Origin of the sequence: Asticcacaulis endophyticus, assembly GCF_014652575.1 — a bacterium.
In the GTDB taxonomy this organism is placed as follows: domain Bacteria; phylum Pseudomonadota; class Alphaproteobacteria; order Caulobacterales; family Caulobacteraceae; genus Asticcacaulis; species Asticcacaulis endophyticus.
Genome location: NZ_BMZB01000001.1, coordinates 890,365 through 904,120, shown reverse-complemented (window position 1 = coordinate 904,120; position 13,756 = coordinate 890,365). Strand labels below are relative to the sequence as shown.

Here is a 13,756-nt window from a genome sequence, read left to right as displayed (position 1 = left end):
GCACTAAAATCCAAGGGGGCAAGCCCCCTTGACCCGGAACTAAGCAAGCTAATCCACCGCCTTGACCCGCACCTTGACGTGGCGGGCGCGGTCTTCACCATCAACTACCGCCACATCATAAAACCCCTCCTGCGCCGGATACCACAACGGTGCGCCGTCGGCCTTGGGCAGGGCTTCGCCATTGACATACCATTGCAGCCCCTTACCCCGCGCCGACAATTTCAGGCCGCGTTTAAGCGTAAAATCGCCACGCGCCCCCCGCGCACGTACCTCGACAAAAACGGTCGCGCCATCGGGTGGGAACAGAATCACCGGCCCCGCATTTACGGTTTTCATCTCTTTCAACGCTTCCGGCGGACGATCCGGCGTCAGCACATTGGGCAACTGCGCAGGGGCCTGTAGCTGATCAACCACATCGAACAATAAAGGGGCCGCTGCATCGCGTCCGGTCATATCGGCCCGCGCCCCGCCATCGGGCCGCCCCGTCCAGACCAGTATGGCATGACCGCCTGCTACCCCCACGGCCAGAGCATCACGATACCCATAGGACGTGCCGGTCTTATAGGCCGGACGATTGGCTGATTTCATTAGCGCCCCCGGCAGCCGCCCCGCCGGTGCAGGCGTCTCACGCAGAATCGCTAATGTTTTTTGCGCCGCATCCTGCGTCATCAGGCGTGATCCCGGCTGAAGGGTGTGCAACCGCGCCTCAGCCTCCGTCCACGCCAGCGGCTTGACCACCCCATTGTCCCCCAAGGCCGCGTAAAGCGAGGCCAGATCGGACAGTTTTATCCCCGCCCCGCCGAGCGCCAGCGCCAGACCGGCCTCTTTCAACCCCGCCTTGGGCCGGATTAGGTGGATGCCCGCCCCTTCCAGCCGCGACGAAAACCCTTCGGCTCCGATACGGTTCAGCACCGCCACTGCCGGCACATTGAGCGAATTGACCAGCGCGTCTTTGGCCGACACGTCGCCGTGGAATACCCGGTCGAAGTTTTCGGGCTGATAGTCGCCAAAGCGCGTCGGCACATCCATCAAGCGCGTTTCAGGGGCGATCACCCCGTCTTCAAAGCCGATACCATAGATAAAGGGTTTCAGGCTGGAACCCGGCGATCTGACCCGCTGCATCATGTCGATCCAGCCCCCGGCGCGATCAAGCCCTGCGGAGCCGACACTGGCCCGCACCGCGCGGGTTTTGATGTCAACCACCATGATGGCCGCCGAACTGTTAAGGCCTTGTGCTGCCGCCGTCTGCCGTGCCAGGGCCTCAAGCCGGGCCTGCAAAGGGGCGTCAATGGTGGTGATGACGGTCGCGTCAAGTCCCCTGACCTGCCGCGCCAGACGCCCCGCTGCGTGCCAAGCCAGCGCCGGAAAGGCCGCCCGGCGCGTTACCAGCGGCTCCTCCATCGCCTCTTGCGCCACGGCGGGCGTAACCGCGCCCTTGTCCTGCAGGCGCAGCAAAACCTCATTGCGGGCGTTAAGCGCGGCCTTGGGGTTGCGGTCTGGACGGCGCGCTTCGGGGGCTTGGGGCAGGGCAATCAACAGGGCCTGTTCACCGAGGGTCAGGCTTTCCGGCTCATGGCCGAAATAGGACAGGGAGGCCGCCCGTACCCCCTCAAGATTACCACCGTAAGGGGCCAGGGTCAGATAGATCGACAGGATTTCGCGTTTGGTATAGCGCGCCTCAAGCTGCACCGCCCGAAACACTTCGATCAGTTTGGACAGATAGGTGCGGTCCTTGGGCGACAATAGCCGCGCCGTCTGCATGGTAATGGTTGATCCGCCCGACACCACGGAACCTGCCTGCATATTGGATGAAAATGCCCGCACAAGGGCTACCGGATCGACACCGTGATGGAGGTAAAAGCGCTCATCCTCGACCTTGAGCAAATGGTGCACAAAGCTTTTGTCCGTACGCTGAAGATCAGCCCGGATACGCCAACGCCCGTCATCGACCGGCAAGGCCCGCAACCACATACCGTTGCGATCCAGCGCCACCGCCGAGGCTTTTTGGGCCTTGGACATATCCGGCGGCAGGATGAGATTCACCGCCGCCGCGACCACCTGAACCGTGAGGAACACGATCAGGGATTTGAGGAGGTGCGGCATCCTCCTCCCCTGTTTACGGGGGAGGTGTCGCCGGTTACCGGCGACGGAGGGGGCAAACAGACGCAAAAAGCCCCTCACCCTACCCTCTCCCCGCATGCGGGGAGAGGGAATGTCCTTACTGTCCGGCAATGGTGATCCTTGATCCCGCCGTGCGGGCGTAGAGATCGGCCCGGTAAAGGTCTTTCACCTCCGCCCCCGGCAGATAGAAATCGCCCGGCGTGGTAGCCCGCGCAATATAGGCCATGGCAAAACCATTGGCCGCACTGACATCAAGGGCGGCGACATAGCGATCATCGCGCGCTTCCTGAACGTCCAGCGCCGACAAAGACCCCGCAAACCGGAACGGCCCAGCACTCGTGTCCTCATTGGTCAGGGTCGTCTCGATCTCAAAACCCGCCGGCAGGGCATCGTCAACCACGATCGGGCGGGTCTGAGCATAGGATGAGCGGCCCGAAATGACCACCAGAACCTTTTGGCCTTGAGTCAGTTGCGCCGGATTAATCCGTGCCCCGTCCAGCGTGTAATAGGCCTTCTCCAGCGTAAAGCCCTTGCTCTCAGCGGGGGGTGCTATCAGCGGATTACCTGTCACCGTCACCGTCCGCCACAACGCGCCTGACCCGGTATTTTTGAAACGCGCCTGCGCCACCGCACCGACATTGTAACGCGCCAGCGAGCCTTGCGACGGGATGGTCGCCACCCCTTGGGCATCGATTTTGATTGGCCCTGCGGCTTTCAGCATATAGGACGCCGCGCGCAGAATGAACGCCTGCTCCTGCGTGTTCAGCCGCTCAGGGTCTTTCATCGAGGTTTCCAGCCGTTTGCCCAGATCGGCCGCCATCGTGGCCTCCCCGGCTTCATAGGCAAGTGCTGTCACCCCGGCCAGATCACGCAGGGGCGATTGATACCAGTCGTGGGGGTCTTTGTAGCCCAGCGCCTGCACCGCCTGTTTAAAGCCGGAGCGCGCACGCGCCTTATCGCCCATCATGGACAGGGCGGCTGCCACCTGCGCGCGGGCCAGAGGTGAGCGCTCAGACTTAAACTGCACATCGTGATACCAGCGCAGACGCGCCAGATCACCGTTGCCGCCCTTGGCCATAACATAGAGGGCATAGGCCGAGGCACGAGATCTGATCTGGGCTGTAATGTCGTCCTTTTGCAGGCCAAACCAGCCGCCGTCATAGGCTTTCAGTCGGTAATTGACGCTGGTGAACCCATCGGGCCGTGACATATCGCGCATGGCGTTCATGGCCTTATCGAGGGCCTCTTGCGGCACATAAACGCCCTGTTTTTGCGCCTCCAGGATAAAGTCGGTGGCAAAGGCGCCGACAAACCCTTCCGCCGCGCCATCGCCCGCTTTCCACAGCCCAAAGGCACCGTCCGCCGACTGACGATCCAATATCCGGCCCACAGCCTGTTTCAGGATGGTCTGCCCGCGTGAGGCGGTTTTGGCATCGGTCAAGGACGGCGACACATAAAGCCACGGATAGGCCGCCGACGATATCTGCTCGGTGCAGCCATAGGGATAACGGTTGAGCGCGGCGGCGAGCGGCGTCGGATCAATCCCGCGGAACGGCGAGTACGAGACCTGAATACTGATCGTGCCGGGTTGCAACCCGTCAAGTAACGCGCGCGAGGGCGCATAGGTCTGGTTCACGCCCTGTTGTTCGGTGAAGACTTGCGTGCGCGTGCCCCAGCCGTTGCGGGTTTGCAGATTGTAGTCTTCATTGAAGCTGTAACCGTCCGCTTTGAGCGACAAATTGACCGCTGAAATCCCGGCCCGCTGCGGCGCGTTGATTTCAATGGCTTCCTGAATCCGCTGGCCGGTGGCGAGGTTAAAAGCTTTTTTGAATTGAACAAACAACCCCTTAAGGCCGGTCACCACCGCTTCGTAGAGGCCTGATCTGCCGTCGACATTGTTAAGCTCCAGCGTGGCGAAGGCCTTATCGCCGGGAGCCAGAAAACGCGGCAGGGCCAGTTCGGCTACCACCGGTTCACGCACGGTGATCGTCTCCTGTGATGAGCCCACCGCCTCATCGGTCCAGGCGACGGCCATGACCTTAAGCTCACCGTTGAATTTCGGCACCTTAAGGCGCACCACCGCCTTGCCATCAAAGCCGGTTTCCACCACGCCCGACCACAGGGCCACGGTCTTGATCGGGGTGACGGTCAGGCCTTCGCCGCCGATCTGATCGCCGCCATAATTCAGCTCTGCAGGGGCACCCAGATTGGGATCAAGCAGACGGCCATAGTCATCGCGGTAATCGACGCCGAGCGCGCGTTTCCCAAAGTACCAGCTTATCGGATCAGGGGCCTTGAACTTGGTCAGGTTGAGGATGCCCTGATCGACGACGGCCAGAGATAGACGCGCCCGTTCGCCCAGCTTGGCCCCCGATACTTTAACCGGCACCTCAAGCCAGGCGTCGCCCATCTTATCAATCACTGGCTTTTGCGGCGCACCTTTCGGGGTATCGACAGCGACCGTCAGCTTACGTGATTTGGGATCAAGCGGCACGTAAATCAGGCCCATCGCCCTGCGCGGCTTGGGCGAGGCAACCGGATCGCGCGGCTGCATGACCGAGACCATAATATAGACCCCGCCGCCCCAACTGGCGTCGGATTTCAGGCGCACCGTTGTGCCGTCTTCGTCGACGCGGACATGTTTCATGTCGATCAGCCGGTCAGAGGCCACCGCAATCTGCGCTTCGCCTTCATAGGGCGGTTTCAGGGTCAGGGTGATGGTGTCGCCCTGCACATAGGCCTTGGTACCGGCCGACAAACGCACAAAATCGGGCGCATCGGCGGATTTGGCCGGATTGCCCCAGCCGGAGGCAAACCGCACCACCGTGCGCGCCCCCGTCTGGGGGTGTTCGATCTCAAAGCGGTAGTCGCCCCAGTCGAGATTGCGGGCAAAGTTCAGGCCGGTACCCGCGTTGAGATCATAGCTGGTTTCCGATACGACCACATCGCGGGCGGTGCGCCGCCACGCCCAACGTCCGTCCTGTTGATACCAGTCATAGTTCCAGTTCTCGGAGACCAGCCGTACCTTAACGCCAGAGGCCGCAATCTTTTGCCCCTGCGCATTCAGGCCAATGATATTGAACCCAAGACGCGGGGCGGCGTTGCCCTTGGTGTCCTGAGCGTCAATCTTAACCCCCAGATAGAGCGGCTTTGTCCGTATGCGGAGCGTCGCCGATTCCTTGACCGGACGCCCGCCCGGTTCAAACACCGATGAGGTCAACAGCACCGATAGCGGCTGATCCGTATCGCCCGCCACAGAGGCCTCCAACGGGAAGGTCGCCTGCCCCTGACCATCGGTGACGGTTTCGGGCAGATTGACATATTTTTCCTCAAACGGGTTTTGCTCATTGCCGAAGCGATAGTCTTTAAAGGCCGGGAAGGGGTTGGTGTCCGCCCGCACCCGCGCTTCACCGCCCACCGTTAGGCCCGAACCCACCGCCCCATAAAGGAACCGTGCATTGACCCGCACCGCGCGCGCTTCATCCGGCCGCGTCAGGGGCTTATCGGCGTCCGCCGCAATATCGACCCCCAGACGCTGAGGCGCGAAATCCTCAACCGCAAAGGCCGCAGAACCGGCGGCACCCTCAAGGCCTTCGACCTCAATTCGCGCCTGCCACTGACCGCGGGGGGACGATGTGGGTAGGGCAATATCGGCAGCGACATAGCCGTTTTCGGACTTATCAAACTTGACGCGGAAGGCCTCGACCCCCGACGGACGGGTAACGATCAGCGCGCCTTTACGGTCCTTAATCGCCTTACCCTGCGGATCGCGCACAAGGGCGACCACATGCACTGTCTCACCCGGTCGGTAAATACCGCGATCGGTATAGAGGTAACCATCGACCATGCCCGCACCGGCACGACCAGAGGTTACGGCCTCATCTTGGCGCCCGCCTACACCCTTGGCCGACAGATCAACCGGCGCGCGGTCAAGATCAAGCGCGGTAAAATCCTCAGCCGGGCCGTAAGCCATGACCATCTTGGGCGTCAGCGCGCCTTCGCCCTTGAGCAGAGCCGGATTGAAGCGCACCCGCCCATCGGTGCCGGAGCGCCCTTCGGCCAGATCCTCACCATTGCGCGCGACGAGTGCAACCCGCACGCCGCTTAAGGGCTTGGCGGATTTTAGGGAGCGCACCACCACATCAAGGCCTGCGCCTGACGCTGGATTGCCGGAATAGGTCATCAGCGCCATGTCGGTATAGAGTATCCAGCGCCGGGCCTGAGCGGGCTGGTCATTTTCGGATTTGTCGCGTCCACCCGACGCATCGCGCACCTTAATGACATAGGCGCCCGGTTTCAGATTTTTCAGCACCGCGCCCAGTGGGAAAACCGTGGTGATCCGCTCACCATTACCGGCGCGCACCGCAACCTTACCCGACCAGACCTTACCACCGTTTTCATTGGGGCTGTCCTCGCCCCACTCATAATCATAATCGCCCTCGGACACCGGATCGGGGGCAGAGATATTTTGCCTGACCAGATTGCGATCAGCGACGCGCCAGACTTCGAACGCCAGCGACGTAACATTCAGCGTTTCAATCGCCACCCCGTCGGAATCTTCGCGCGGCAAAATGACGCCCTCACCGGCAAAGCCGACATAGGGCGGCTTTTCGCCAAAGGCAAAGTCAAGATCGACGTTTTTCTCAAGCTTATCATTGCCCTTACCCGGCAGACCTTTTAGCAGGGTGATGCGCCGGTCGGTAAAGCCAAATCCGGACACGCACAGGTTTGCGCCCTTGACCGATACGGCAGGGGCCGACGGCAATTCGGGCGAGACCAGCACATAGTCGCCGTAGGGTTTCGACGGATCAAGGTCGCGGCTGAACTCAATACAGGCCCGCGGTGAGGCCGCAGACGTATCAAGGCTTTGTTTCCAGACCGCAAACCCGGCTGGTTTTTTGTCCGAGGCACGGGGCGCATTTTTATCGCGTGGCTTACCGTAGAGATTACCTACAGTCTCACTGATCGACACGGCTTCCGATGAGCGATTGGCCCGCCCGCCGCCTTCGGTGGCCTTCGCGGTCAGGAACCCGACGCAAAACCCGGAGATAAGTACCGCCGCAGCCCCCGTGATCACGGTACGGTTTTGCCAGTCGAACATGTTTGCCCCGCCTTATTTGCTGCACCATGACGCACCCCAAGGGTTTGCTCATCGGCAATATTTGTTGCAAAAGAATAGCTGATTTAATGAAAGATCAATCTTTGTTTTGTGAATTAACCAAATTATCTTACAGGAAGATTCAAACCCTTTTCAGGCGCCCGATTTGGCCTGTGGGGTGAGGTTAAGACTTTCGGATCAGGAATAGCCTTTTGGGTAGACGGTTTTGAGTAATTTTTCCCGTGTCATGGCGTTGGTAGTGGATGATAACCATTACATGCGGGTTATCGTCTGCACCATGTTGCGTGCCATGGGGATCACCAATATCCGCGAAGCCTCGGACGGGGCTGAGGCCCTTGAGATCGTGCGCGATTGGCGGCCAGACGTCATCATCGTCGACCTTGTGATGGAAACGATCGACGGTATCGAATTTACCCGCCTGTTGCGCACCGGCACCGACAGCCCGCATCCTTATGTGCCGATTATCATGATGACCGGCCACACTGACCGCTCCAAGGTCATTGCCGCACGCGATGCCGGGGTCAACGAGTTTGTGGCCAAGCCTCTGACGGCGCAGGGCCTGATCAGCCGTATGAAAAGCGTCATTGAAAATGAACGCGCCTGGGTCAAATGCTCGACCTATACCGGCCCGGACCGCAGGCGCCGCAAAAATGCTGCCTATCCCGGCCCTTACCGGCGCGCCTCAGACAAGGCCGAAGGAAAAGCATAGGAAACCCCCAGTTTTTTTCGCCAAGATTTTTTATCGCCAAGGTAACGATTTCAGGCTATGGCAAAGGCCATGAGCCAGTCCCAGATTTCACCCGATCATCTTACCTCTTCTGACACGGTTTCCGCCGCCTCAGGCGGTAAAACCTCAACCTTTGGCTTTCGCGAAGTCGAGGCCACGGAAAAGGTCAATCTGGTGCACGGCGTCTTTAAAAACGTCGCGTCCAAATATGATGTGATGAACGATGTCATGTCGGTCGGCGTGCATCATCTGTGGAAAGACGCCGCCTGCGCGCGCCTCAACCCTCAGCCCGGTGAAATCATTGTCGATTGCGCGGGCGGCACCGGTGATATTGCCCGCAGGCTGGCCAAGCTGGCACGGCGCGCTAAGGCCCGCCGGGGTTCAGACAAAGACGCCCAGATCCGCATCATCGACTACAATCAGGCCATGATCGAAGCCGGTATCGCCAAAGGCACTGAGCCGGAGCTGACCTGGACGGTCGGGGATGCCATGAACCTGCCGCTCGATGACGCCAGCATCGACGCCTACATCATCTCATTCGGCATCCGTAATGTCGCTGATGTCTCTCAGGCCCTGCGTGAAGCCAAGCGCGTGCTGAAACCCGGCGGGCGGTTCCTATGCTTAGAGTTTTCGCATCCGAAATCGGGCGTGATCGCCTCGGTCTATGATGCCTATGCCTTTAAGGTCATCCCGTTCATGGGCCAGATGGTGGCCGGTGACCGCGAGTCCTATCAGTATCTGGTCGAAAGCATCAAACGCTTCCCCGATCAGGGCCGTTTCCGCGACATGATGACTGAGGCCGGTTTTAAACGCGCCACCTATACCAACTTTACCGGCGGAGTCTGTGCGCTGCATCACGGATGGGCGTAAGGCGGAGATATGGTTTCCACCTTTAGTTCCTTATCGCGCCTGATCCGCTCAGGGCTTGTGCTGTTAAAGCATGACGCCCTGATCCCGGTTGAGGTCAGTGATCAGTTGCCGCCGATCTGGCGCTTTCCAGCCAATGTGCTGCGGGCGCTGTTTGCCCAAAAAGGTACCAAAAAAGGCCCAAAACTGCGGGTCGGCATGCGCTATGCGGCGGCCTTCGAGCAACTGGGCCCGGCGTTTATCAAGCTGGGGCAGGTCTTATCGACGCGGGCTGATATTTTCGGTGACGAATTCACCGACGATCTGCGCCACCTTAAGGATCAGTTGCCGCCGTTTCCTAAATCTGTGGCCGAATTGGCGGTGGCAACGGCGCTAGAGCGCCCCGTCGATCAGTTATTTATCGAATTTGGCGAAGTGATCGGCGCGGCCTCGATCGCGCAGGCCCACAGGGCGGTGCTGAAAGACGGACGGACCGTAGCGGTTAAGATCCTGCGCCCCGGCATTGAGGACACCATCGCCCGCGACACCGCCATGATGCGGCTGGTGGCGAATATGGTGCACACCCTGTCGCCCGCCTCCCGCCGTCTGGAGCCGCAGGCCTTTGTCGAGGCGGTCGCGAAATCGCTGCTGCTTGAGCTTGATCTACGCCTTGAGGCCTCCGCCGCCGACGAACTGGGCAAGATCATCAACGAAGAATCGTTCATGAGCGCGCCCAAGGTCGTCTGGAGCTATGTCTCCAAGCGTGTCATGGTCACTGAATGGGCGCGCGGTGTCGCCTTAAGCCGCCCTGACGCGATGACCCAGCCCGGCATTGAACGCAAAGCCATGGCCGACAATCTGATCCGGGCGTTTCTGTCGCAGGCCCTTAATCACGGTGTTTTTCACGCCGATCTGCACGAAGGCAACCTGTTCTGCGAAGCGCCTGATAAGCTGATCGCCATTGATTTTGGCATTATTGGCCGCCTCAAACCCAAGGAGCGGCGCTATCTGGCCGAAATGCTGTGGGGGTTCCTACAGCGCGACTATAAGCGCGTAGCCGAGGTCCATTTTGAAGCGGGCTATGTCCCAAAGCATCAGGATGTCGATACCTTTGCGCAGGCCCTGCGCGCCGTGGGTGAGCCGGTTCTGGGCCTTGCCGCCACCGATGTGTCGATGGGCCGGTTGTTACAGCAACTGTTTGAAATCACGGCTCAGTTTGACATGCACCTGCGGCCCGAACTGGTGCTGCTGCAAAAAACTATGGTCAGCGTCGAAGGTGTGGCTAGGCGCATGTATCCGACCCATAATCTGTGGGAAGCGGCCGAGCCCGTTGTCAAGGCGTGGATTTCGCGCGAACTGTCGCCCCTGGCCGAAGGACGGCGGTTGTTTGACCGGCTGGTCAAGCGCCTGCGCGAAGACGAAGAGGGCGAGAGTACATTGACGGTGGCCAATGCGCTCAAGATTCAGGAACTGAAAACCGCCTTAAGACAAAGCCAGGGCTTGGGGGTTATTGCCATTGCCGCGTCTCTGATCACGCTGGCGGCGGTGATCATACTATCCCTATAGATTGGGCATATCGATAAAAGCGTTTTTGATATGTACCGGCCAGGCCCGTGGCCCGATAGCGTATAGGTCGATATTCAGATCGAGCCGCGACAGATTTTTGCGTTTGGCCTGTAGGGACAGCCCCGCCTGCCACAGCCGGTTTTGCTGATCGGCTGTAACCGCCTCTAAGGCTTCGGCGACCGTGCGGCGCTGCTTGACCTCGACCATAGCCAGCCGGTTGCCTTTCAAAGCCAAGATATCGATTTCGCCCTGTGGGATTTTCAGGCGAAACCCCAGTATGCGATAGCCTTTGAACATCAGGTGAATCAGGGCGACATATTCCGCCCAGTGTCCGCGCCTATGGGCCTTTGAGCCGCGTTCAGAGCGCCTATTCATGATCTTTCAGCTTCAGCGCGCGGTTGTAAATGTCTTTGCGCGGCAGGCCGTAAATCTGCGCCAGTTTTTGTGCGGCCTCCGAGGGCGACAGGGTCTCCAACGCCGATTTCAACGCCTCATCGATATTGTCCTGAGAGGGCGCCACATCCTCCGGCGGGCCAAGCACGACAACAATCTCACCCTTGGGCGCCAACAGGGCCGGATCGGCCACCAGCGCGCTTAGGCGCCCGCGCACGCAGGTCTCATAAAGCTTGGTCAGTTCGCGGCACACCGCCGCCTCACGGTCGCCCAGAACGGCCAGCATATCGCTTAAGCTGTCATGCAGACGCGGGCCGGTTTCAAACAGCACCACGGTTGTGGCTAACGATTTGAACTCGGCCAGAAAGCGCTGACGAGCCGTGGTTTTGTTGGGCGTAAAGCCCGCGAACATAAACCGGTCGGTCGGCAGACCGGCGATGCACAGGGCCGCCAGTACCGACGATGCACCGGGGATGGGATGGATGTTCAACCCGGCGTCGTGCGCCGCCTGTACCAGCCGAAAACCGGGATCGGAGACCAGCGGCGTGCCAGCGTCCGATATCTGCGCCACCACCTGACCTTCGCGCAGACGGTCAAGTATTTGCGGCAAGACCTGCGGCCCGGCATGGTCATCATACCGCAGCAGCGGCTTTTTGATATCATAGGCCCCCAACAGTTTTCCGGCCATGCGCGTATCTTCGGCCAGCACGACATCGGCGGCCCTCAGCACATCCAGCGCCCTTAGGGTAATATCGCGCAAGTTTCCGATGGGCGTCGCCACACAATAAAGGCCGGGCTCAACAGGTCGGGGGGGCGGAGCAAACAGGGATTCGGGCATAGTTTTTTATTAATCCTGTCTGAGCCAAAGCCCAAAATCGTTGGCTTCCTCATCTATGAAGGTATCGATCCTAAAAATGGCATTAGGGTATTTTGCATTAATTTGGAATGTCCAAGCCGATTGGAGCGACTTCAAAATACTTTTTGCACGCTCATCCGTGAACTCCCAATCGTCTCCAACAATGTTATCGATATACGATTCCAGTAAAAGGATATTCATCCAGTATTGAGCTTCTGCCACGGAAGAGTGCTCGGCAATTTTATTTCGAAAGGCCTCAAGTCCTAAATTGTCATGGTCTATGAATAAGCGGCCTTCAATTTCGAGAATATCCGATTTGGCAAACCCTATAAGCTCAGACAACATAAATAAATCCATCTCAGCCCCTCACGACAATAACTCATAAATCAGACGATCCAAAACCACCCGGCCTTTGGGTGTAGCGCTCAGGCGATTATTTTCGATGTTAAGAAAGCGATCCTTGATCAGGCTCATGGCACGCGCACGAATATCGAGCGTCTTAAACCGCGCAAGATCAACGCCGTCACGCAACCGCAGACCCAGCATCAGGGCTTCTTCGTCGGCATCCTGCGGACCTAAGGCTTCCCGCGCCACACCGGTGCTGGTCATCTGAACCTGCGCCGTATAGGTCAGCAGATCGGACAGGGCAACGGTTGCATAACGCACCCCATCTATTGTCACCCTCCCATGCGCTCCGGGGCCTATCCCGATATAATCGACACCCTCCCATATAGCGCGGTTATGGGCTGACTGAGCAGCACGACCCTTGGCATGGTTTGACACCTCATAGGCATCAAAACCGAGCACCTCCAGCACAGACTGGGTCTTATTATAAAAAGCTTCGCCCATGTCCGGCGGCGGGATTTTGAGCGTACCGCGCCGGGCCGCCCGTCCAAACGCGGTCCCCGGCTCAAGGCTCAATTGATAAGGCGAAATATGCTCGATCCCCAGCTTTGCCGCCGTCCTCAGTTCATCGGCCCACGCGGCCAATGTCTGATCCGGCAAGGCATAGATCAGGTCGATCGACACGCGCCCGAACACGGCCCGCGCCGTCTCAAGCCCGATCAGAGCCTCACGCGCCGAATGATTACGGCCCAGAAATTTGAGCGCCTGATCATTCAGCGACTGCACCCCCAGCGACAGCCGGTTGATCCCGGCCGCTTTGAACGTCTCATAGCGGGCAATCTCGGCATCGGTCGGATTGGCCTCCAGAGACACCTCGATATCACCATCAGGCGGAAGCAAAGTCCGCGCCATCGCCACGATTTCGGCCACCCATTCGGGCTTCATCAGGGACGGGGTGCCGCCACCAAAGAAAATACTGACCAACCGCCGCGGCCCCAGCAAATCCGCATGAGTTTTCAGATCAGTGAGAATGGCTTCAAACAGGGCGGTCTGGCGCGCCGTTTGCCCGCGGTCACGCGTGACATTGAAATCGCAATAGGGGCAGATGCGCGAACAATAGGGCCAGTGCACATAAAGGGCGACTGTATTAGTCAAACAGCGTGGCCTTTAACTGCTCAAACGCCAGATGGCGGTGGCTGATGCCGTCTTTTTGCGCCTCTGGCATTTCGGCAAAGGTGAGGCCGTAACCTTTGGGCTGAAAGATCGGGTCATAGCCAAAACCGCCCTCGCCTCTGGGGCTGACGATATCGCCGTCGATACGGCCTTCGAACACCACCGCATGACCTTCGGGCCAAGCCACCGCCAAAGCACAGGTAAACCACGCATGGGTGGTGAACACTTCGCTGTCATGGACCTGCGCTTGCAGCAGCTTATGGTCGATAATTTCCATCGCCCGTTTAAAATCCTTATCCGGCCCGGCCCAACGGGCGCTATAGATGCCTGGATCGCCTTTGAGAGCCGTGATGCTGAGGCCGGAATCATCGGCCAGAGCCACAATGCCCGCCGTCATGGCCGCATGACGGGCCTTCAGGATAGCATTGCCGATAAAGGAACTTTCAGTCTCATCCGGTTCCGGTACGTTCGCGTCTTTGGCGCTGATGACCGCAAACCGCCCGCCCAGAAGCGACGATATCTCCTTCGCCTTGCCCGGATTATGGGTGGCGGCGATCAGTTGTTCACCGGAGATCAGTTTAAGGCTCATGTAAGGCTCTGATTGTGGACG

The 13,756-nt window shown here is 59.3% G+C and carries 10 protein-coding genes; 3 read left to right on the top strand and 7 right to left on the bottom strand.

The features are described from left to right. Window positions 1-48: 48 nt before the first annotated feature. Window positions 49-2,103, bottom strand: a complete 2,055-nt coding sequence (gene pbpC / locus IE102_RS04105) for a penicillin-binding protein 1C (protein WP_229807551.1) — start codon at window positions 2,101-2,103, stop codon at window positions 49-51. Window positions 2,104-2,218: 115 nt separating this feature from the next. Beyond that, window positions 2,219-7,222, bottom strand: a complete 5,004-nt coding sequence (locus tag IE102_RS04100) for an alpha-2-macroglobulin family protein (protein ID WP_189485097.1) — start codon at window positions 7,220-7,222, stop codon at window positions 2,219-2,221. A 256-nt stretch (window positions 7,223-7,478) separates the two neighbouring features. Between IE102_RS04100 and IE102_RS04095 the strand changes: the two genes are divergently transcribed. The 3 genes from IE102_RS04095 to ubiB all read left to right on the top strand — a co-directional run bounded on the left by IE102_RS04095 (window position 7,479) and on the right by ubiB (window position 10,379). Next, window positions 7,479-7,949, top strand: a complete 471-nt coding sequence (locus tag IE102_RS04095; RefSeq protein ID WP_373295579.1) for a response regulator — start codon at window positions 7,479-7,481, stop codon at window positions 7,947-7,949. A 69-nt stretch (window positions 7,950-8,018) separates the two neighbouring features. Further along, window positions 8,019-8,837 carry a class I SAM-dependent methyltransferase gene (locus IE102_RS04090; protein WP_189485095.1) on the top strand — a complete coding sequence of 273 codons (819 nt, stop codon included), beginning with the start codon at window positions 8,019-8,021 and terminating at the stop codon, window positions 8,835-8,837. A 9-nt stretch (window positions 8,838-8,846) separates the two neighbouring features. Continuing rightward, window positions 8,847-10,379: a 2-polyprenylphenol 6-hydroxylase gene (ubiB, locus tag IE102_RS04085; protein ID WP_189485094.1), complete on the top strand. Its 1,533-nt coding sequence runs from the start codon at window positions 8,847-8,849 to the stop codon at window positions 10,377-10,379. Here the strand turns inward: ubiB and IE102_RS04080 are convergent. Genes IE102_RS04080 through rdgB form a run of 5 tightly spaced genes read right to left on the bottom strand, consistent with a single transcriptional unit; the run spans window position 10,374 to window position 13,735 of the window. Continuing rightward, window positions 10,374-10,754 (bottom strand): YraN family protein, encoded by a 381-nt coding sequence (locus tag IE102_RS04080; protein ID WP_189485093.1) that lies wholly within the window; start codon window positions 10,752-10,754, stop codon window positions 10,374-10,376. The two genes, ubiB and IE102_RS04080, sit on opposite strands and share 6 nt — an antisense overlap. Beyond that, a complete protein-coding gene (rsmI, locus tag IE102_RS04075) occupies window positions 10,747-11,610 on the bottom strand; it encodes a 16S rRNA (cytidine(1402)-2'-O)-methyltransferase (protein WP_189485092.1) in 864 nt (287 codons plus the stop codon). The genes IE102_RS04080 and rsmI overlap by 8 nt, the downstream gene beginning before the upstream one ends. Window positions 11,611-11,619: 9 nt before the next feature. Continuing rightward, window positions 11,620-11,985: a hypothetical protein gene (locus IE102_RS04070; protein ID WP_189485091.1), complete on the bottom strand. Its 366-nt coding sequence runs from the start codon at window positions 11,983-11,985 to the stop codon at window positions 11,620-11,622. A 9-nt stretch (window positions 11,986-11,994) separates the two neighbouring features. After that, complete coding sequence (gene hemW, locus IE102_RS04065; protein ID WP_189485090.1) at window positions 11,995-13,128, bottom strand: radical SAM family heme chaperone HemW; 1,134 nt, start codon at window positions 13,126-13,128, stop codon at window positions 11,995-11,997. Further along, on the bottom strand, window positions 13,121-13,735 hold the full coding sequence (gene rdgB, locus IE102_RS04060) for an RdgB/HAM1 family non-canonical purine NTP pyrophosphatase (RefSeq protein ID WP_189485089.1): 615 nt from the start codon (window positions 13,733-13,735) through the stop codon (window positions 13,121-13,123). Before rdgB ends, hemW begins: the two co-directional genes overlap by 8 nt. Window positions 13,736-13,756: the final 21 nt, after the last annotated feature.